The sequence below is a fragment of the Streptomyces fulvorobeus genome, assembly GCF_013167895.1.
Classification (GTDB): Bacteria; Actinomycetota; Actinomycetes; order Streptomycetales; family Streptomycetaceae; genus Streptomyces; species Streptomyces fulvorobeus.
This window is the reverse complement of record NZ_BLWC01000001.1, coordinates 3,720,741-3,740,412: the sequence shown is the minus strand read 5'-3', so window position 1 is coordinate 3,740,412 and position 19,672 is coordinate 3,720,741. Positions and strand designations below refer to the sequence as shown.

13 protein-coding genes and 2 pseudogenes are annotated in these 19,672 nt (G+C 70.9%); 6 read left to right on the top strand and 9 right to left on the bottom strand.

Annotated elements, in window-relative coordinates; genetic code table 11:
- Positions 1 to 73: 73 nt before the first annotated feature.
- Positions 74 to 2,020, top strand: a complete 1,947-nt coding sequence (locus tag Sfulv_RS16990) for a 2-oxoacid:acceptor oxidoreductase subunit alpha (RefSeq protein WP_173314886.1) — start codon at positions 74 to 76, stop codon at positions 2,018 to 2,020.
- A complete protein-coding gene (locus Sfulv_RS16985; protein ID WP_173314884.1) occupies positions 2,013 to 3,071 on the top strand; it encodes a 2-oxoacid:ferredoxin oxidoreductase subunit beta in 1,059 nt (352 codons plus the stop codon). Before Sfulv_RS16990 ends, Sfulv_RS16985 begins: the two co-directional genes overlap by 8 nt.
- Positions 3,072 to 3,174: 103 nt before the next feature.
- Here Sfulv_RS16985 and Sfulv_RS16980 read toward each other — a convergent pair whose 3' ends face one another.
- The gene (locus tag Sfulv_RS16980) at positions 3,175 to 3,852 is read right to left on the bottom strand and encodes a formylglycine-generating enzyme family protein (RefSeq protein WP_173314881.1); all 678 of its coding nucleotides are present in this window, start codon (positions 3,850 to 3,852) and stop codon (positions 3,175 to 3,177) included.
- Between the two features lie 140 nt (positions 3,853 to 3,992).
- On the opposite strand from Sfulv_RS16980, the gene rarD reads away from it, so the two are divergent.
- Positions 3,993 to 4,988 carry an EamA family transporter RarD gene (gene rarD, locus Sfulv_RS16975; protein ID WP_173314878.1) on the top strand — a complete coding sequence of 332 codons (996 nt, stop codon included), beginning with the start codon at positions 3,993 to 3,995 and terminating at the stop codon, positions 4,986 to 4,988.
- 85 nt (positions 4,989 to 5,073) lie between these two features.
- Here rarD and Sfulv_RS30530 read toward each other — a convergent pair whose 3' ends face one another.
- Positions 5,074 to 5,151, bottom strand: a complete 78-nt coding sequence (locus Sfulv_RS30530) for a hypothetical protein (protein WP_246353680.1) — start codon at positions 5,149 to 5,151, stop codon at positions 5,074 to 5,076.
- A gap of 260 nt (positions 5,152 to 5,411) precedes the next feature.
- Between Sfulv_RS30530 and Sfulv_RS16965 the strand changes: the two genes are divergently transcribed.
- Both Sfulv_RS16965 and Sfulv_RS16960 read left to right on the top strand, forming a co-directional pair.
- Positions 5,412 to 5,861 (top strand): VOC family protein, encoded by a 450-nt coding sequence (locus Sfulv_RS16965; protein ID WP_173314875.1) that lies wholly within the window; start codon positions 5,412 to 5,414, stop codon positions 5,859 to 5,861.
- A gap of 101 nt (positions 5,862 to 5,962) precedes the next feature.
- Entirely contained in the window at positions 5,963 to 6,781 is an 819-nt protein-coding gene (locus Sfulv_RS16960) for an HAD family hydrolase (RefSeq protein ID WP_173314872.1), read from the top strand.
- Between the two features lie 97 nt (positions 6,782 to 6,878).
- On the opposite strand, the pseudogene Sfulv_RS31515 reads toward Sfulv_RS16960, so the two are convergent.
- The 3 genes and pseudogenes from Sfulv_RS31515 to Sfulv_RS16945 form a co-directional block, all read right to left on the bottom strand.
- Positions 6,879 to 7,468, bottom strand: a pseudogene (locus Sfulv_RS31515) (TetR/AcrR family transcriptional regulator).
- 328 nt (positions 7,469 to 7,796) lie between these two features.
- A pseudogene (locus Sfulv_RS16950) lies at positions 7,797 to 9,021 on the bottom strand (LolA family protein).
- Positions 9,022 to 9,255: 234 nt separating this feature from the next.
- Positions 9,256 to 10,266 carry a polyprenyl synthetase family protein gene (locus Sfulv_RS16945; RefSeq protein WP_173314869.1) on the bottom strand — a complete coding sequence of 337 codons (1,011 nt, stop codon included), beginning with the start codon at positions 10,264 to 10,266 and terminating at the stop codon, positions 9,256 to 9,258.
- Between the two features lie 644 nt (positions 10,267 to 10,910).
- Between Sfulv_RS16945 and fahA the strand changes: the two genes are divergently transcribed.
- Positions 10,911 to 12,140 (top strand): fumarylacetoacetase, encoded by a 1,230-nt coding sequence (fahA, locus tag Sfulv_RS16940; RefSeq protein WP_173314866.1) that lies wholly within the window; start codon positions 10,911 to 10,913, stop codon positions 12,138 to 12,140.
- A gap of 211 nt (positions 12,141 to 12,351) precedes the next feature.
- On the opposite strand, the gene recQ is transcribed toward fahA, so the two are convergent.
- From recQ to nuoL, 4 genes are all read right to left on the bottom strand, one after another.
- Complete coding sequence (recQ, locus tag Sfulv_RS16935; RefSeq protein ID WP_173317935.1) at positions 12,352 to 14,376, bottom strand: DNA helicase RecQ; 2,025 nt, start codon at positions 14,374 to 14,376, stop codon at positions 12,352 to 12,354.
- Between the two features lie 153 nt (positions 14,377 to 14,529).
- A complete protein-coding gene (gene nuoN, locus Sfulv_RS16930) occupies positions 14,530 to 16,194 on the bottom strand; it encodes an NADH-quinone oxidoreductase subunit NuoN (RefSeq protein WP_173314863.1) in 1,665 nt (554 codons plus the stop codon).
- The gene (locus Sfulv_RS16925) at positions 16,191 to 17,762 is read right to left on the bottom strand and encodes an NADH-quinone oxidoreductase subunit M (protein ID WP_173314860.1); all 1,572 of its coding nucleotides are present in this window, start codon (positions 17,760 to 17,762) and stop codon (positions 16,191 to 16,193) included. Before Sfulv_RS16925 ends, nuoN begins: the two co-directional genes overlap by 4 nt.
- A gap of 4 nt (positions 17,763 to 17,766) precedes the next feature.
- Complete coding sequence (gene nuoL, locus Sfulv_RS16920; protein WP_173314857.1) at positions 17,767 to 19,662, bottom strand: NADH-quinone oxidoreductase subunit L; 1,896 nt, start codon at positions 19,660 to 19,662, stop codon at positions 17,767 to 17,769.
- Between the last annotated feature and the right edge of the window lie 10 nt (positions 19,663 to 19,672).

The following is a 19,672-nucleotide window of genomic DNA, read 5'->3' as shown; positions in this document are numbered from 1 at the left end:
ACGTAGGGTGGGTGGCGGGAACGCCGGTGGGCCGGCCGATCCCGAGCCGCCGCCCCGAGGGAGGTCCAGTTCAGTGACCCAGGTCAGTAGCCCAGCCGACAAGGCAGACGAGGCCAGCGAGGCTGTCGTCGGGGAGCAGCGAGCCCCCGCGCCAGGCGGTGCGGGCGGTAAAGAGGTCCGCCGCCTGGACCGGGTGATCATCCGGTTCGCGGGTGACTCCGGTGACGGCATGCAGCTCACCGGTGACCGCTTCACCTCCGAGACGGCGTCCTTCGGGAACGACCTCTCCACGCTGCCCAACTTCCCCGCCGAGATCCGGGCCCCCGCAGGCACCCTGCCGGGTGTCTCGTCCTTCCAGCTGCACTTCGCGGACCACGACATCCTCACACCGGGTGACGCCCCGAACGTGCTGGTCGCGATGAACCCGGCCGCCCTCAAGGCCAACATCGACGACGTGCCGCGCGGCGCCGAGATCATCGTCAACACCGACGAGTTCACCAAGCGGCCCATGGCCAAGGTCGGTTACGAGACGAGTCCGCTGGAGGACGGGTCGCTGGAGGCGTACAACGTCCATCCGGTGCCGCTCACCACACTGACCGTCGAGGCGCTGAAGGAGTACGGGCTCACCCGCAAGGAGGCCGAGCGCTCGAAGAACATGTTCGCGCTCGGGCTGCTGTCGTGGATGTACCACCGGCCGACCGAGGGGACCGAGAAGTTCCTGCGGCAGAAGTTCGCCAAGAAGCCGCAGATCGCCGAGGCGAACGTGGCGGCCTTCCGGGCCGGCTGGAACTTCGGTGAGACCACCGAGGACTTCGCGGTCAGCTACGAGGTGGCGCCCGCGTCGCAGGCGTTCCCCACGGGCACGTACCGCAACATCTCGGGGAACCTGGCCCTCTCCTACGGGCTGATCGCCGCCGGGCAGCAGGCCGATCTGCCCCTGTATCTGGGCTCGTACCCGATCACCCCGGCCTCCGACATCCTGCACGAGCTCAGCCGGCACAAGAACTTCGGCGTGCGGACCTTCCAGGCCGAGGACGAGATCGCGGGCATCGGCGCCGCGATCGGCGCCGCGTTCGGCGGTTCGCTCGCGGTGACCACCACGTCCGGACCGGGCGTGGCGCTCAAGTCGGAGGCCATCGGGCTCGCGGTCTCGCTCGAACTGCCGCTGCTGATCGTGGACATCCAGCGCGGCGGCCCCTCCACGGGTCTGCCCACCAAGACCGAACAGGCCGACCTGCTCCAGGCCATGTTCGGACGTAACGGCGAGGCCCCGGTGCCCATCGTGGCGCCGATGACCCCGGCCGACTGCTTCGACGCCGCGATCGACGCCGCGCGGATCGCCCTGCGTTACCGCACCCCGGTGTTCCTGCTCTCCGACGGCTACCTCGCCAACGGTTCCGAGCCGTGGCGCATCCCCGAGGTCGACCAGCTCCCCGACCTGCGGGTCCAGTTCGCCACCGGTCCCAACCACGAACTGGCCGACGGCACCGAGGTGTTCTGGCCGTACAAGCGCGACCCGCAGACCCTCGCCCGCCCGTGGGCCGTGCCCGGCACCCCCGGCCTCGAACACCGCATCGGCGGCATCGAGAAGCAGGACGGCACGGGCAACATCTCCTACGACCCGGCCAACCACGACTTCATGGTCCGCACCCGCCAGGCCAAGGTGGACGGCATCGAGGTCCCCGACCTGGTGGTCGACGACCCCTCGGACGCCAGGACCCTGGTGCTCGGCTGGGGTTCGACGTATGGGCCGATCACCGCGGCCGTACGCCGGCTGAGGGCGGCCGGGGAGCCGATCGCCCAGGCCCACCTGCGCCACCTCATCCCCTTCCCGAAGAATCTCGGCGAGGTGCTGAAGCGGTACGACAAGGTCGTCGTACCGGAGATGAACCTCGGCCAGCTCGCGCTGCTGCTCCGGGCGAAGTACCTGGTGGACGCGCACAGCTTCAACCAGGTCAACGGAATGCCGTTCAAGGCCGAGCAGCTCGCCACAGCTCTCAAGGAGGCCATCGATGCCTGACACCAACGAGCTTCTCCAGCTGGTGCCCAAGGCCGAGGCGAAGCAGTCCATGAAGGACTTCAAGTCCGACCAGGAAGTGCGCTGGTGCCCGGGGTGCGGTGACTACGCGGTCCTCGCCGCCGTCCAGGGCTTCATGCCCGAGCTGGGGCTGGCGAAGGAGAACATCACCTTCGTCTCCGGCATCGGCTGCTCCTCCCGCTTCCCGTACTACATGAACACCTACGGGATGCACTCCATCCACGGCCGCGCCCCCTCCATCGCGACCGGCCTCGCCACCTCACGCCGCGACCTGTCCGTCTGGGTCGTCACCGGTGACGGGGACGCCCTCTCCATCGGCGGCAACCACCTCATCCACGCCCTGCGGCGCAACGTCAACCTCAAGATCCTGCTGTTCAACAACCGGATCTACGGGCTGACGAAGGGCCAGTACAGCCCCACCTCCGAAGTCGGCAAGATCACCAAGTCCACACCGATGGGCTCGCTGGACGCGCCCTTCAACCCGGTGTCGCTGGCGATCGGCGCGGAGGCGACCTTCGTCGCGCGCACCGTCGACTCCGACCGCAAGCACCTCACGAGCGTGCTGCGCGCGGCGGCCGACCACCCCGGCACGGCGCTGGTGGAGATCTACCAGAACTGCAACATCTTCAACGACGGCGCGTTCGAGGTCCTCAAGGACAAGGACCAGGCACAGGAGGCGGTGATCAGGCTGGAGCACGGCGAGCCGATCCGCTTCGGCGCCGACGGTTCGAAGGGCGTCGTGCGCAACACGGTCACCGGTGATCTCGAAGTGGTCGCCGTCACCGAGGAGAACCAGTCGCGGGTCCTGGTCCACGACGCGCACGCCGCGTCGCCCGCCACGGCCTTCGCCCTGTCCCGGCTCGCCGACCCGGACACCCTGCACCACACACCCATCGGGGTGCTGCGCAGTGTCGTCAGGCCGGTCTACGACACCCTGATGTCCGAGCAGCTGGACACCGCCGTCGAGCGGGACGGCAAGGGAGACCTGAGCGCGCTCCTCGCGGGCAAGGACACCTGGACGGTGATCGGCTGACCGGCCGCCACCTGTCGTACCGGGTGCGAGCCGAGGCCCGGAGCCGACCCCGAACGGGTCGGTTCCGGGCCTCGTCGCAGGTCGCGCGAGGGCCGGAGGGCGCTCAGGAGGTGACGGACCGGGCGACGCGGAAGCCGACGTCGTCGATCCGGAAGGTCGGGTGGCTGCGGCGCCGCACCGAGGCGCGGCAGCTCCAGGGCTCGTCGAACCAGCCGCCGCCGCGCAGCACCCGGTAGCTGCCGTAGACCTCGGCGTCGTAGAGGTCCCAGCACCACTCCCAGACGTTGCCGAGCATGTCGTACAGGCCCCAGGCGTTGGGCTCCCGGCCGCCGACGTCGTGCACGGCCTCCCCCGAGTTGCCGCGGTGCCAGGCGATGGCGTCGAGCTGCCCGTACCTCGCACCCTCCGTGCCGGCGCGGCACGCGTGCTCCCACTCGGCTTCGGTCGGCAGCCGGTAACCGTCCGCGGCGGGGTCCCACTCGACGGCCTCGGGCCGGTCGGGTTCGAGGCCGTAGGCGGGCCGGTAGCCCTCTCGCCGCGACAGGGCGTTGCAGAAGGCGACGGCGTCCAGCCAGGAGACGCCCTCGACGGGGACGTGGTCGCCCTTCGCACTGCCGGGCCGTACTCCGGTGACCTCGGCGTACCGGAGCTGCGTCACGGGGCAGGCGGCCAGCTGGTAGGGCGCGAGCTCGACCTGCCAGCTGCGCCGCGTGCGCCGGTCGGACAGCGTCACTCGCCCCGGCGCCACGGTGACCATCTCGTTCTGGGCTATCGGCTCCATGGGCCGAGAGCCTAGGGGGTGTCCGCGCGGTCACCGCCCGTGTCACGACCGTTTACCTGAAACGGCCATGACACGACACCCCTGGCGGCGTTACCTTCGTCAGGTCGGCCGCTCTGCCGACGAGGAAGCCGGGAGGACCCGTGGAGGGGAAGAACGAACAGCGGGCAGGACTGCTGTACGGAATCGGTGCATACGGGATGTGGGGTCTGGTCCCCCTCTTCTGGCCGCTGATGAAGCCCTCCGGGGCGGTCGAGATCCTCGCCCACCGGATGGTCTGGTCGCTGGGTGTGGTCGCCGTCGCCCTGCTGCTCGTACGCCGCTGGGCCTGGGTCGGCGAACTGCTGAGGCAGCCGCGCAAGCTCGGCCTGATCGCGATAGCCGCGGCCGTGATCACGGTCAACTGGGGCCTGTACATCTGGGCCGTCAACAGCGGCCAGGTGGTCGAGGCTTCGCTCGGCTACTTCATCAACCCGCTGGTCACCATCGCCATGGGGGTCCTGCTCCTCGGCGAACGGCTGCGGCCCGTGCAGTGGGTCGCGGTCGGTACCGGCTTCGCCGCGGTGCTGGTGCTGGCGATCGGGTACGGGCGTCCGCCCTGGATCTCGCTCACGCTGGCGTTCTCCTTCGCCACGTACGGCCTGGTGAAGAAGAAGGTCAACATGGGCGGCCTGGAATCGCTGGCCGCCGAGACCGCGGTGCTCTTCCTGCCCGCGCTCGGGTTCCTGCTGTGGCTGGGGGCGTCGGGCGAGGCGACGTTCACCGCGACGGGCCCCTGGCACGGGGTGCTGCTCGCCGCGACGGGCATCGTCACGGCCGCGCCGCTGGTCTGCTTCGGCGCGGCGGCCATCCGCGTACCGCTGTCCACGCTGGGGCTGCTGCAGTATCTGGCGCCGGTCTTCCAGTTCGCGCTGGGAATCCTGTACTTCCACGAGGCGATGCCGCCTGAGCGCTGGGCCGGTTTCTCGCTGGTGTGGCTGGCTCTGACACTGCTGACCTGGGACGCGCTGCGGACAGCGCGGCGGACGCGGGCGCGGGCGGTCCGGCTGGCCGAAGTGGCGGCGGCCGGTTCCGGTGCGCCGGTACCTCCCCCCGCCCCTGGGGAGACCGTCCCCTCCGAACGTACGATGTCGACTTAGCCGACCCGGACGGCCCACCCGGGAAGCACCGCATGTCCCACCTCTTCGCCTCCGCCTACGGTGACTCCGTGGCCCCTGCGCCGGGTCAGGCGTCCCCTCCGGCGGTCTCCGCGTGCCGGGCCCGGTGGGCCCGGACCTTGTGGCGGTTGCCGCAGCGCCCCATCGCGCACCAGCGCCGGCGGCCGGCCCGCTCACCGTGGGTACGAGCCCGCCGGGCAGCCGGCACTCCCCCGCCCACCGGACCAGGTCGGCGGGCTCGTGCAGGACCTCGAACACCGCGTACCGCCCGATTCCGCCGGTGGGCAGCAGCTCCAGGCACAGGGCGCCCGGATCGAAGCGGACGGGCGCCCCTCCCGCGTCCGGAGCAGCAGTTCCGGCGTGTCCCTTGCCGACTCGCTCATGTAACCACTAGGAACAGTTTCCATGACCCTGGACTGGAAAGTCGTCGTCGACGCAGCCGATCCGCACGCCCAGGCAGGCTTCTGGGCCGAAGCCCTGGGATACCTGGTCGAGGACAACAGCCCCCTGGTCGAGGAGCTGCTCGGCGTCGGCGCCGTGACCGAGGAGATGACGGTCGAGGCGCACGGGCGCCGCGCCTGGCGGGACCTCGCGGCGGCGCGCCACCCCGACGACCCGTACGAGGAGAAGTCCGGCACGGGTCTCGGGCGGCGGCTGCTGTTCCAGCGCGTACCCGAACCCAAGACGGTGAAGAACCGCCTCCATCTGGACCTGCACGCGGGCCCCGGCCGCCGGGACGCGGAAGTGGCGCGGCTGGTGGGGCTCGGGGCGAGCGTCCGGCGCAGCGTCGAGGAACAGGGCGGGTCCTGGGTGGTGCTCACCGACCCGGAGGGCAACGAGTTCTGCGTGCAGTGAGGCCCGGCTGGGTCGCAGTACCCGCCTCCGAGCGGTCCAAGGTCCGTCCGTGGTCCACAACGGGCGTACCGGGGCTCCGCGCACTCCATAGGGTGGCCCTCATGCCCACCCCACCCGCACCCCCCTTCACTCTGGTCGCCACGGACCTGGACGGCACCCTGCTGCGCCCGGGCGACCTCGTCAGCCCCCGCACCCACGCGGCACTCGCCCTCGCCGCAGCCGCCGGCGCCCGGCACCTCGTCGTCACCGGCCGCCCGGTGCCCGGCATACGCGGGCTGCTCGCCGCGCTGGGCACCCGGGGCCCGGTCGTCTGCGGGCAGGGAACCCAGCTGTACGACGCCGGGACCGGCCGCCTGCTGAACTCCGTGACCCTCGACAGGGAGCTCGCCGACACCGCGCTGGGCAAGATCGAGGCGGAGGTCGGGGCGGTCTTCGCGGCCGTGGACCAGGACGGTGTGGACGGGCGGACGCTCATCGAACCCGGCTATCTGATGGCCCATCCGACACTGCCCGCCGTACGGGCACGCAACCGCGACGCCCTCTGGGAGAGCCCGATCATCAAGGTGCTGGTGCGCCACCCGGAGCTCGGCGACGACGCGCTGGCGGCCGCCGCCCGCGCGGTCGTCGGTGACCTGGCCACCGTCACCATGGCGGGCCCCGGCACCGTCGAACTGGCACCGTACGGTGTCGACAAGGGCACCGGCCTCGCCCTCGCCGCCGAGGCGCTCGGGCTGGACCCGGCCGGCACGATCGCCTTCGGTGACATGCCCAACGACCTGCCCATGTTCCTCCGCTCCGGGCACGGGGTGGCGATGGCCGACGCACATCCCGAACTGAGGGCGGCGGCGGACGAGGTGACGTCGTCGAACGAGGAGGACGGGGTGGCCGAGGTGCTGGAGCGGGTGTTCGGCCGGGGCTGAGACCGCGCGGCTGCTCAGACGCCGGCGGTGCCCTCGGCCGTCGTCACGTCCTGGGCCGTCCACAGCGCCCTGCCCGCACGGGGAGTGGGGCCGGAGCTCAGGCCGGCCTCGTTCCCAGGGAGCGGAGCACGTGACAGACGAGCGCGGCGACCGCCGCCTCGTCCTGCGGCGGTTTGCGCAGCACATGGCGGTAGTAGACGGGGCCGTACAGCATCTCGGCGGCGAGCGGCAGATCCGCGTCCGCCGGGATCTCCCCTGCTCCTGAGCGCCGCGCAGACGCGCCACCGCCAGCGCGAAGCGCGGTTCGACCAGGTCGTTCCTGACCGCCCTGGCGAGGGCGTCGTCGTGGTGGACCTCGGAGAGGATTCCGGCGTAGGCGGGGCCGAAAGGCGACGTGGACAGCAGTCGTACCGCCGCACCGATGTGGGTGCGCAGGTCGGCGGCGATGTCACCGGTGTCGGTGAACGGGGTGGCGACGACGAGGCCCTCGGTGAACGCCTCCAGCATCACCGCGCCCTTCGACGGCCACCAGCGGTAGATCGTCTTCTTGCTCACGCCCGCGCGGGCGGCGATGGCCTCGACGGTGACGCGGGCGTACCCCTTCTCCGCGCACAGGTCGAGGGCAGCTTCGAGGGTGGCCTTTCGTGATCGCTCGCTCCGGCGCTGAGAACTCGGCGATGTGATCATTCGGTGAGCATAGGCGGGTGCGAGTTATTACTTGTTGACAGGGTGTCGCCAGAAGTCGAACAATAACCAGGCGGAAACGGAACGTGCCGTGTCGCTACGTTCCCGCTGTTCGCACCGTTCGTGCCGTCGTGCCGCGACGAGCCGATCGGGGACGGCTCGACCGGCCGACGGCACGGACGGACCTTCCCCGCCCGCTCTTCCTGACAGGCCGGAACAATCGGGGCCCAGGAAGCCGCATACGCCGCCCGCCGGGCCGCGCGGACGGTCCCCCCGTACGCAGCCGCCCCGCCGTACGGAGCGTACGACGGGGCGGGTTCCGATCAGGCGGCTACTTCGCGGAGTCGGCCGCGCGCACCAGCGTGTCCTTCGTCACCGCGCCGACGTACACCTTGCCGTCGTCCGTCATCAGCGCGTTCACCAGGCGGGTCTCGAAGACCGTGCCCGAACCGAACGATCCGGTGACCTTGTCGCCCAGCGCGTCCAGGAACTGCTGCGCCTCGGCCGGGACGCCCTCGGCGCCCCGCGCGGGCAGCCCGGCGCCGCCTGGCACCTCGATCCGGGCGACGGAGGTCCAGCCCTCACCGATCACGTTGAGCCCCTGGAAGCCCTCCGGTGCGGCGAGCTCCCCGGGTGCCCCGTCCGCCTTCCCGTTCTTCTCGCCTGCCGCCTTCAGCTCATCGGCCTCGGTCACCTTCGCGCCCTTGGGCGGGGTGAAGGAGAACAGGGAGGCGTCCGGCTTCCCGAAGTCGACCTTGGTGAACCCGGCGTCGATCACGGCCTTGCCGCCGCTGCTCGGGGCCAGGGTGAACTTCAGCGGCACGCCGTTCTCCGCGTCGACCGCGATCGTGACCGAGCCGATCGTCGAACCGGACTGCTCCGGCTTGATCAGCAGCTTGTACGCGTCGCGCCCGGCCACCTGCACCGTGCCGTCGACCGTGACCGACGTGGTGTCACCGGCGGCGGCGAGCGCCTCCCCGGCCAGCTCCTTGGGCGTCGCGGGCATGCCCTTCGGCGCCTTGTGCTCCTTGTCCCCGTGCCTGCCTCGTCCGCCTCGGCGTGGTACGCCTCCTCGGACCCGCTGTCGTACGCCCAGACCTCGCCCTCGTTGTGGATCAGGCTGTACTCCGCGGCGTCCCCGAGGATGGACAGGCGCTGCTTGCCGGGACCGTCGGCCGCCAGCCGCAGCGTGTGCGTGCCGGAGGCGAGCTCCAGCAGCTTGGCCTGCGGGTCGGCGGAACCGTCGCCGCCCTTGCCCCGCCGGGGGCGAAGGAGCCCGCGAGGCCGCCGAGCGACGGCAGGCCGAGGTCGGCGGTGACCTTCATCGTGCCGGACAGCTGCTGCTGGTCCGAGGCGGCGATCTTCTCGATGAGTTCCTGAGCGCTGATCTTCGGCAGCTCCGGGTCGCCGGAGTCCGCCAGCGCCGGGACGAGTCCGATCGTCGCGGCGGCCACCCCCGCGACCGCGACGGGGACGATGTAGCGGGCTGCCCTGCGGCGGCCCACGACCGTGCCCGTGGTCCCGCCGGTGGTCTCCGCGCTGTCGTTCGGTGCCATGTGTGCCCTACCTCCGTGGTCGGCGGCTTCCATCCCGACTGAGCCACTCCCTGCCGCCCTGCTCACCCGATGGGGTCAGGAGTGGTTGTTCTCCATCTGACCAAACCGGGCGGCCACAAGCGTCAGCCCGCGGGATCAACTCCACGTACTGCTCCGGTATGACACCGGGCCGCCCGGGGTCGCCCTTCCAGTAAGGGTTGCCGTGCGGGGCGCGGGACGAAACCTGGTGGGCGTTCAGCCCGCCCGGTGCACCACGGCGTCGCAGAGCTCTTCGAGCGCGGCCTTCGCGTAGCACGCGGGCAGCGGCGCCAGCGCGGCCCGCGCCTCCTGCGCACAGCGGACGGTGTCCCGTCGCGCCTGGTCCAGTGCCGGGTGGGCGCGCAGCCGGCGCAGCGCCTCCGCCAGTCGGGTGTCGTCGCTCAGGTCGCCGTCCAGGAGCTCCACGAGCTCCAGGTCGTCCGGCTTGCCCTCCGCCTCGGCCTGCGCCCGCAACAGCAGGACGGGAAGGGTCGGGATGCCCTCGCGCAGGTCGGTGCCGGGCGTCTTGCCGGACTCGTGGGAGTCGGACGCGATGTCCAGTACGTCGTCGGCGAGCTGGAAGGCGACACCGAGCCGCTCCCCGTACTGGGTGAGGATGTCGACCACCGAAGGGTCGGCGCCGGACATCATCGCGCCGAACCGGCCGGAGACGGCGATCAGCGAGCCGGTCTTGCCCGCGATGACGTCGAGGTAGTGGCCCACCGGGTCGCGGCCGTCGCGCGGGCCGGCGGTCTCCAGGATCTGCCCGGTGACCAGGCGCTCGAACGCCTCCGCCTGGATGCGTACGGCATCCGGGCCGAGGTCGGCCAGGATGTGCGAGGCGCGGGCGAAGAGGAAGTCACCGGTCAGGACGGCGACCGAGTTGCCCCAGCGGGTGTTGGCGCTGTCGACTCCACGCCGTACGTCGGCCTCGTCCATCACGTCGTCGTGGTACAGCGTCGCCAGGTGCGTCAGCTCGACGACCACGGCCGAGGGCACGATCCCGGGGGCGTCGGGGTCACCGAACTGGGAGGCGAGCATCACCAGCAGCGGGCGGAAACGCTTGCCGCCTGCACGGATCAGGTGCTGCGCGGCCTCCGTGATGAAGGGCACCTCACTCTTGGTGGCCTCCAGCAGTCCCGCCTCGACAGCGGACAAACCTGCCTGGACATCGGCCTCAAGAGCCTGGTCCCGCACGCACAGTCCGAACGGCCCGACGACGGTCACGAGGGGATCTCCTGTCTGATGACGATCACACGGAATGTCGATGTGTCGCTGTCTTCACTCAACTCAGCGTATCCGGTCGCCTTTGGATCACCGTGGGCGCCTTCCCGCGACCGCCGGTATGTTCGGGATCAGCTCATACGATCAGGAGTTGCCCCTTTGTCCCCCACCGTGAGCGACACGGAGCCGGCCCGGCCGCCGCCCGGCGACGACCGCGCCTTCTCGCGGCCGAGGGGACCGATGACCCGGTCGGGTCCGGAGGTCCGGGAACGCTTCCCCTTCCCGGGCACGCGCACGATCCCCGTCCTCTTCTTCCTGTTCTTCCTGCTTCTTCGCCGACGCGGGACGGCGCCCCGGTCTGCCCGGTCTGCCTGGCCTGCCTGGTCCACGTCGGCGACGGCCGGCCCGGTGAGCACGCGCGTCGGCACCGGGGCTACTCGGCCGCCGGGGCGACCCTCGCCGTACCCGGGAGAAGCGCATTCCGCGCACGGCGGGCCGATCCGGGCCCATCGGGCCACGGGGTCCCCCGGCTCCCCGGGGACTCCGCCTAACTTTCCGGGCATTCAGCACAGTTGAGACACTCCCACTGGGTAGGGACACCGACGTAACGTGTCCCCCAAGTGACCTGGAAAGCGAGGCGGCAACACATGCCCGAGCAGAGCAGCCCGCTCGATCTGGCCGAGGGCGACCCCTTCGGTCCGCACAACCTTCCGTACGGTGTGTTCTCCACCCCCGACCACACCGGCCACCGCAGGGTCGGTGTCCGCATCGGCGACCACGTGCTGGACGCCGGGGCCGCGGCCCGCGCGCTCGGCTCCCCCTACGCCCAACTGCTCGCCCAGCCGAGCCTGATGCCGCTGCTCGCCGCCGGCCGCACCGCCTGGCGCGACGTGCGGCGCGCGCTGACGGCATGGGTGACGGTCCCGGCGCACCGCGCGGACGTCGAGCCCCTGCTGCACCCGCTGGACGCCGTGACGCTCCACCTGCCGTACGAGGTCGCGGACTACGTCGACTTCTACGCCAGCGAGCACCACGCCACCAACGTCGGCAGGATCTTCCGGCCGGACGGCGACGCGCTGACCCCCAACTGGAAGCACCTGCCCATCGGTTACCACGGGCGGGCCGGCACGGTCGTCGTCTCGGGCACGGACGTGGTGCGCCCCTCGGGCCAGCGCAAGGCCCCTTCGGACCCGGCACCCGTCTTCGGCCCGTCCGTGAAGCTGGACATCGAGGCCGAGGTCGGCTTCGTGGTGGGCGTTCCCTCGGAGCAGGGCACCTCCGTGCCGCTCGCCGACTTCCGCGAGCACGTCTTCGGCCTCTGCCTGCTCAACGACTGGTCGGCGCGTGACATCCAGGCGTGGGAGTACGTGCCGCTCGGCCCCTTCCTCGGCAAGTCCTTCGCCACGTCCGTCTCGGCGTGGGTGACACCGCTGGAGGCCCTGGACGCGGCCCGCACGCCGCCGCCCGCCCGTGACCTCCCGCTGCTCCCCTACCTGGACGACGCGGGCGAGGAGGAGCACGGCGGCATCGATCTGCGGATCTCGGTCACGGTCAACGGCCATCTCGTCTCCGAGCCGCCGTTCGCGTCCATGTACTGGACCGCGGCCCAGCAGCTCGCGCAGATGACGGTGAACGGCGCCTCGCTGCGTACCGGCGACCTGTACGGCTCCGGCACCGTCAGCGGCGCCGAACCGGCCCAGCGCGGCTCCCTCCTGGAGCTCACCTGGAACGGCCGCGACCCGCTGGACCTCCCGGACGGCAAGCGGACCTTCCTGGAGGACGGCGACACGGTCACCCTCACCGCGTGGGCCCCGGGCCCGCACGGCACCCGCGTGGGCCTCGGCGAGGTCACGGGACGGATCGTTCCGTCCGCATGACAGCTGTCCGCTGACGGCCGCGCCCCTTCGACGGAGCGCGGCCGTCAACGCCACCCGATGGGTTCACCCGTCACGCGGTTCCGGACGGGTTTCGGCCGATACGCTGGGGCTGGAACCGGCCACCGATGCCCGGTGGACCTCGATCTCACCGCGATCACCCCGCGCGGCCGGGCGGCGGACTCTCAGTAGGCCCTCCGCCCGGGGCGAGGGCTCACTCGTACTCGGGCGGTTCCTCGTCCCAGTCGAACCCGGAATCCGGGGACGCGACACGGGCCGGTCGTGCGGCGACCGGTTCGCCGGCCGCCCGCGCCGCCGACTGCTCCGGCTCCCGCGCGCCCGCGTCGGCGACCGCGGCCTGCCCGGACGCGGGCCCGGCCTCAACCGCTTCCGCCTCGCCGAACGTCGCGAGTACCTCCAGCACCCCTTCTCCGTACGTGGCGAGCTTCTTCTCGCCCAGGCCGCTGATCCCGCCCAGCTCGGCCGATGAGCCGGGGCGCAGTGCGGCGATCTCCCGCAGGGTCGCGTCGTGGAAGATGACGTACGCCGGGAGGCCCAGCTCCTTGGCCTGGGCGCCGCGCCAGGCGCGCAGGGCCTCGAAGACCGGGACGGCCTGCTCCGGGAGGTCGACGACTGCGGCCTTCCCCTTACGCTCGCCCTTCGCGGCGGACGAGGACCGGGAGGTCGGCTTCTTCGGCTCCTTGCGCAGCATGACCTCACGCTCACGACCGAGGACGGACGCGCTGTCCTCGGTCAGCACCAGCGTGCCGTACTCGCCCTCGACGGCGAGAAGGCCCTGGGCCAGCAGCTGGCGCACCACTCCCCGCCACTCGGCCTCGGCCAGCTCCGCGCCGATGCCGAAGACCGAGAGCTGGTCGTGGTCGAACTGGATCGTCTTGGCGGTCTTCCGGCCGAGCAGGATGTCGATGATCTGGCCCGCGCCGAACTTCTGGCCGCGCTCCCGCTTCAGCCGCACCACCGTGGACAGCAGCTTCTGCGCGACCACCGTGCCGTCCCAGGTCTCGGGCGGGGTGAGGCAGGTGTCGCAGTTGCCGCAGGTCTTGGCTCCGGGCTCCTGGCCGAAGTACGTCAGGAGCTGGGCGCGGCGGCACTGGACCGTCTCGCACAGCGCCAGCATCGAGTCGAGGTGGGAGGCGGCGCGACGCCGGAACGCCTCGTTCCCCTCGCCACCCTGGATCATCTTGCGCTGCTGGACGACGTCCTGGAGCCCGTACGCCATCCAGGCCGTGGACGGGGCGCCGTCCCGCCCGGCGCGGCCGGTCTCCTGGTAGTACCCCTCGACCGACTTGGGCAGGTCGAGGTGGGCGACGAACCGGACGTCGGGCTTGTCGATGCCCATGCCGAAGGCGATGGTAGCGACGACGACCAGGCCCTCCTCGCGCAGGAAGCGCGACTGGTGCAGCGCGCGGGTCCCGGCGTCGAGACCCGCGTGGTAGGGCACGGCCTCGATGCCGTTGCGGCAGAGGTACTCGGCGGTCTTCTCGGTGGAGTTGCGTGAGAGGCAGTAGACGATGCCCGCGTCCCCCGCGTGCTCCTCCTGGAGGAAGGTGAGCAGCTGCTTCTTCGGGTCGGCCTTGGGCACGACGCGGTACTGGATGTTGGGCCGGTCGAAGCTGGCCACGAAGTGTCTGGCGTCCGGCATTCCCAGGCGTTGGGTGATCTCCTGGTGGGTGGCGTCCGTCGCGGTCGCGGTGAGCGCGATGCGCGGTACGTCGGGCCAGCGCTCGCCCAGCACGGACAGGGCGAGGTAGTCGGGCCGGAAGTCGTGGCCCCACTGGGCCACGCAGTGCGCCTCGTCGATGGCGAAGACGGAGATCTCACCGCGGGCGAGCAGCGCGAGGGTGGAGTCCAGGCGCAGCCGCTCGGGGGCGAGGTAGAGCAGATCGAGCTCGCCCGCGAGGAACTGCGACTCCATCGCGCGGCGCTCGTCGAAGTCCTGCGTGGAGTTGACGAAGCCGGCCCGCACGCCGAGCGCCCGCAGGGCGTCGACCTGGTCCTGCATGAGGGCGATGAGCGGCGAGACCACGATGCCGGTGCCGGGCCTGACCAGGGCCGGGATCTGGTAGCAGAGGGACTTGCCGCCGCCGGTAGGCATGAGCACGACGGCGTCGCCGCCCGCCACCACGTGGTCGATGACGGCGCCCTGCTCGCCGCGGAACGCCTCGTACCCGAACACCCGGTGAAGCGTCTGCCGCGCTTCGCTCTCGGCCACACTCATGGTCACGCCCGTCCCGCTCATCCGCACTGTCCCCCGTGGTCCGACCCGTCCGGCCTGTCCCGTCCCCCACCACGATAGGCGGCGCCTACGACAACGCCGGACGGGCTCGTGGTCGAGCCCGTCCGGCGTCCGGGACGGTGAGTGCCTCCCCTGTTACCGCACGAACACCCCGGCCTGGCTCGCCAGGTCCAGGAAGTACTGCGGGGCCAGGCCCAGCACCAGGGTCACGGCCACCCCGACGGCGATCGTCGTCATCGTCAGCGGGGACGGGACGGCGACCGTGGGGCCGTCCGCCTTCGGCTCGCTGAAGAACATCAGGACGATGACCCGGATGTAGAAGAACGCGGCGATGGCCGAGGAGATCACGCCGACCACGACCAGGCCGGCCGCGCCGCCCTCCGCCGCCGCCTTGAACACGGCGAACTTGCCGGTGAAGCCGGAGGTGAGCGGGATACCGGCGAAGGCGAGCAGGAACACCGCGAAGACCGCGGCGACCAGCGGCGAGCGGCGGCCGAGCCCGGCCCACTTCGACAGGTGCGTCGCCTCGCCTCCCGCGTCCCGCACCAGCGTGACGACGGCGAAGGCGCCGACGGTCACGAAGGAGTACGCCACCAGGTAGAAGAGGACCGAGGAGATGCCCTCGGGGGTGGTGGCGATGACGCCCGCGAGGATGAAGCCCGCGTGCGCGATGGAGGAGTAGGCGAGCAGTCGCTTGATGTCGGTCTGGGTGATGGCGACGATCGCGCCGCCCAGCATCGTGACGACGGCGACCGCCCACATGACCGGGCGCCAGTCCCAGGCGAGGCCCGGCAGCACCACGTACAGCAGGCGCAGCAGGGCGCCGAACGCGGCGACCTTGGTGGCCGCCGCCATGAACCCGGTGACCGGGGTCGGAGCGCCCTGGTAGACGTCCGGCGTCCACATGTGGAACGGGACGGCACCGACCTTGAACAGCAGGCCGGTCACGATCATCGCGCCGCCGATGAGCAGCAGCGCGTCGTTGCCCATGGTGTCGGCGAGCGCCGGGTCGATGCCCTGGACGGAGCCGTTCACGACGTTGGCGATGGTGGCGTACGAGACGGAGCCCGCGTACCCGTAGAGCAGGGCGATCCCGAAGAGCAGGAACGCCGAGGAGAAGGCGCCGAGCAGGAAGTACTTCACCGCGGCCTCCTGCGACATCAGCCGCTTGCGGCGGGCGACGGCGCACAGGAGGTAGAGCGGCAGGGAGAAGACCTCCAGCGCGATGAAGAGCGTCAGCAGATCGTTGGCGGCCGGGAAGACCAGCATCCCCGCGATGGCGAAGAGCACCAGCGGGAAGACCTCGGTCGTGGTGAACCCGGCCCGGACCGCGGCCTTCTCGCCGTCGCTGCCCGGCACGGCGCCGGCCTGGGCGACGAAGGAGTCGACGCGGTTCCCGTGGGCCTCCGGGTCAAGGCGCCGTTCCGCGAAGGTGAAGACGGCGACCATGGAGACCAGGAGGATGGTGCCTTGCAGGAACAGCGCGGGGCCGTCCACGGCGATGGCGCCCATCGCCGCGATACGGGCCTTGGTCGTGCCGTACCCGCCGGCCGCCAGGGCGACGACGGCGGCGAACGCGGCGGCGAGCGCGACGACGGTCAGGAACACCTGCGTGTAGTACCGGCCCCGGCGCGGGACGAACGCCTCCGCGAGCACGCCGAGGACTGCGGCGCCCAGGACGATCAGGACGGGCGCCAGTTGGGCGTATTCGATGGTCGGCGCCGCGAACCTGTCGCCCGGAGCGGCCGATGTCACCCCGCCCATCGTCGTCCACAGGCCGTGGACAGCTGTTGCGCTCACTTGGCGGCCTCCACCTCGGGCTGGGGGTCCTGCTTCTGTACGTCCTGCATGGTGTGCTTGACCGCGGGGTTGACGACCTCGGTCAGCGGCTTCGGGTACACCCCGAGACCGATCAGTACCGCGATCAGCGGAAGGGCGACCGCCAGCTCCCGGACCCTGAGGTCGGGCATGCCCCGGACCTCGGCCTTGACCGGTCCGGTCATCGTCCGCTGGTAGAGGACGAGTACGTAGAGCGCGGCCAGCACGATGCCGGAGGTGGCGATGACGCCCGCCGCCGGATACACGCTGAACGTGCCGACCAGCACCAGGAACTCACTGACGAACGGGGCGAGTCCCGGCAGCGAGAGGGTGGCCAGACCACCGATCAGGAAGGTCCCGGCCAGGACCGGTGCCACCTTCTGCACCCCGCCGTAGTCGGCGATGAGCCGGGAGCCGCGCCGCGTGATCAGGAATCCGGCGACCAGCATCAGCGCGGCCGTCGAGATCCCGTGGTTGACCATGTAGAGCGTGGCCCCGGACTGGCCCTGGCTCGTCATCGCGAAGATGCCGAGGACGATGAAGCCGAAGTGCGAGATCGAGGCGTACGCGATCAGCCTCTTGATGTCCCGCTGGCCGACCGCGAGCAGCGCCCCGTACACGATGGAGATCAGCGCCAGCACGATGATCACCGGGGTCGCCCACTTGCTGGCCTCCGGGAACAGCTGGAGGCAGAAGCGGAGCATCGCGAAGGTGCCGACCTTGTCGACGATCGCGGTGATCAGCACGGCGACCGGCGCCGTCGCCTCGCCCATGGCGTTGGGCAGCCAGGTGTGCAGCGGCCACAGCGGGGCCTTGATCGCGAAGGCGAAGAAGAACCCGAGGAACAGCCACCGCTCGGTCCCGGTCGCCATCTCCAGCGAACCGTTGGCCCGGGCCTCGGCGATCTCGGCGAGCGAGAAGCTCCCCGCGACCACGTACAGACCGATGACCGCGGCCAGCATGATGAGCCCGCCGGCCAGGTTGTAGAGGAGGAACTTCACCGCGGCGTACGAACGCTGCGCCGCGGCGTTCTCGTCGCTGCCGGAGTGGGCCCGGTCCCCGAAGCCGCCGATGAGGAAGTACATCGGGATGAGCATGGCTTCGAACAGGATGTAGAAGAGGAAGACGTCGGTGGCCTCGAAGGAGAGGATCACCATCGCCTCGACCATCAGGATCAGGGCGAAGAAGCCCTGGGTGGGGCGCCAGCGGGAGGACTTCGTCTCCAGGGGGTCGGCGTCGTGCCAGCCGGCCAGGATGACGAAGGGGATCAGCAGCGCGGTGAGCGCGAGGAGCGCCACCCCGATGCCGTCCACACCCAGCTCGTAGCGCACCCCGAACTCCGCGATCCAGGCGTGCGACTCGGTGAGCTGGTAGCGGTCGCCGCCGGGCTCGAAGCGGACGAACACGAGGCCCGCCAGGACCAGGGTGGCGAGCGAGAACAGCAGGGCCAGCCATTTGGCGGCCGTGCGCCGCGCGGCCGGGACGGCGGCGGTGGCGATCGCTCCGATCGCCGGAAGCGCCGCCGTCGCTGTCAGGAGGGGAAAGGACATGTGATCAGACCGCCCTCATCAGCAGGGTCGCGGCGATGAGAACCGCCGTACCGCCGAACATCGAGACCGCGTAGGTGCGGGCGTAGCCGTTCTGCAGCTTGCGCAGCCGGCCGGAGAGCCCGCCGAACGAAGCGGCCGTACCGTTGACGACGCCGTCGACCAGACTGTGGTCGACGTAGACCAGCGAGCGGGTGAGGTGCTCGCCGCCCCGGACCAGGACCACGTGGTTGAAGTCGTCCTGGAGGAGATCGCGGCGGGCTGCCCGGGTGAGCAGCGAGCCGCGCGGGGCCACCACCGGGATCGGCCGGCGCCCGTACATCGCCCAGGCGAGTGCGGCTCCGGCGAGCAGCACCACCATGGTGGCGCCGGTGACGGTGGCCGCGCTGACCGGGGCGTGCCCGTGGTCGTACCGGGTGACCGGCTCGAGCCAGTGCGTGAAGCGGTCACCGATGGCGAAGAACCCGCCCGCGAACACCGAGCCGAAGGCCAGGACGATCATGGGGATGGTCATCGACTTCGGGGACTCGTGCGGGTGCGGCTCGCGGCCCTCGGCGTCCGGCTGCCAGCGCTTCTCGCCGAAGAAGGTCATCAGCATCACGCGCGTCATGTAGAACGCGGTGATCCCCGCGCCCAGCAGGGCGACCGAGCCGAGGATCCAGCCCTCGGTGCCGCCCTTGGCGAAGGCGGCCTCGATGATCTTGTCCTTGGAGAAGAAGCCGGAGAGGCCGGGGAAGCCGATGATCGCGAGGTAGCCGAGACCGAAGGTGACGAAGGTGACCGGCATGTACTTCCGCAGGCCGCCGTACTTCCGCATGTCGACCTCGTCGTTCATGCCGTGCATGACCGAACCGGCACCGAGGAAGAGCCCGGCCTTGAAGAAGCCGTGCGTCACCAGGTGCATGATCGCGAAGACGTAGCCGATGGGGCCGAGGCCCGCGGCGAGGATCATGTAGCCGATCTGCGACATCGTCGACCCGGCGAGTGCCTTCTTGATGTCGTCCTTGGCGCAACCGACGATCGCACCGAACAGGAGCGTGACCGCGCCGACGACGACCACGGCCAGCTGGGCGTCCGGGGCGGCGTCGAAGATCGCGCCGGACCTGACGATCAGGTAGACGCCCGCGGTGACCATGGTGGCGGCGTGGATGAGGGCGGAGACCGGGGTCGGGCCCTCCATCGCGTCCCCGAGCCAGGACTGCAGCGGCACCTGGGCCGACTTGCCGCAGGCCGCCAGGAGAAGCATCAGGCCGATCGCCGTCAGCTTGCCCTCGCTCGTCTCGCCCGTCGCCGAGAGCACCGGACCGAAGGCGAAGGTGCCGAAGGTGGTGAACATCAGCATGATCGCGACCGACAGGCCCATGTCGCCGACGCGGTTGACCAGGAACGCCTTCTTGGCCGCGGTCGCCGCGCTGGGCTTGTGCTGCCAGAAGCCGATGAGCAGGTACGACGCCAGACCGACGCCCTCCCACCCGACGTACAGCAGGAGGTAGTTGTCGGCGATGACCAGCAGGAGCATCGCCGCGAGGAACAGGTTCAGATAGCCGAAGAAGCGGCGACGGCGTTCGTCGTGCTCCATGTAGCCGATCGAGTAGATGTGGATCAGCGTGCCCACACCGGTGATCAGCAGGACGAACGTCATCGACAGCTGGTCGAGCTGGAAGGCGATGTCGGCCTGGAACCCCTCGACCGGAATCCAGCTGAACAGATGCTGGCGCATCGTCCGTGCCTCGGCCTCGTACCCCAGCATGGCGCTGAAGAGCACGACACCGACGACGAACGAGGCGGCGGCGAGCAGGGTGCCGATCCAGTGGCCGGCCCGGTCGAGCCGGCGGCCGCCGCACAGCAGCACCGCCGCTCCGAGCAGGGGCGCCGCGACCAGCAGCGCAATCAGGTTCTCCACGGTTGAGACC

What these genes read in the sequence shown, in the direction of transcription:
- Sfulv_RS16985 (WP_173314884.1), top strand. Translation starts at nt 2,013, where the DNA reads ATGCCTGACACCAACGAGCTTCTCCAGCTGGTGCCCAAGGCCGAGGCG.
- Sfulv_RS16980 (WP_173314881.1), bottom strand. Translation starts at nt 3,852, where the DNA reads ATGGAGCCGATAGCCCAGAACGAGATGGTCACCGTGGCGCCGGGGCGA.
- Sfulv_RS30530 (WP_246353680.1), bottom strand. Translation starts at nt 5,151, where the DNA reads ATGGGGCGCTGCGGCAACCGCCACAAGGTCCGGGCCCACCGGGCCCGG.
- Sfulv_RS16965 (WP_173314875.1), top strand. Translation starts at nt 5,412, where the DNA reads ATGACCCTGGACTGGAAAGTCGTCGTCGACGCAGCCGATCCGCACGCC.
- Sfulv_RS16960 (WP_173314872.1), top strand. Translation starts at nt 5,963, where the DNA reads ATGCCCACCCCACCCGCACCCCCCTTCACTCTGGTCGCCACGGACCTG.
- fahA (WP_173314866.1), top strand. Translation starts at nt 10,911, where the DNA reads ATGCCCGAGCAGAGCAGCCCGCTCGATCTGGCCGAGGGCGACCCCTTC.
- recQ (WP_173317935.1), bottom strand. Translation starts at nt 14,376, where the DNA reads ATGAGTGTGGCCGAGAGCGAAGCGCGGCAGACGCTTCACCGGGTGTTC.
- Sfulv_RS16925 (WP_173314860.1), bottom strand. Translation starts at nt 17,762, where the DNA reads ATGTCCTTTCCCCTCCTGACAGCGACGGCGGCGCTTCCGGCGATCGGA.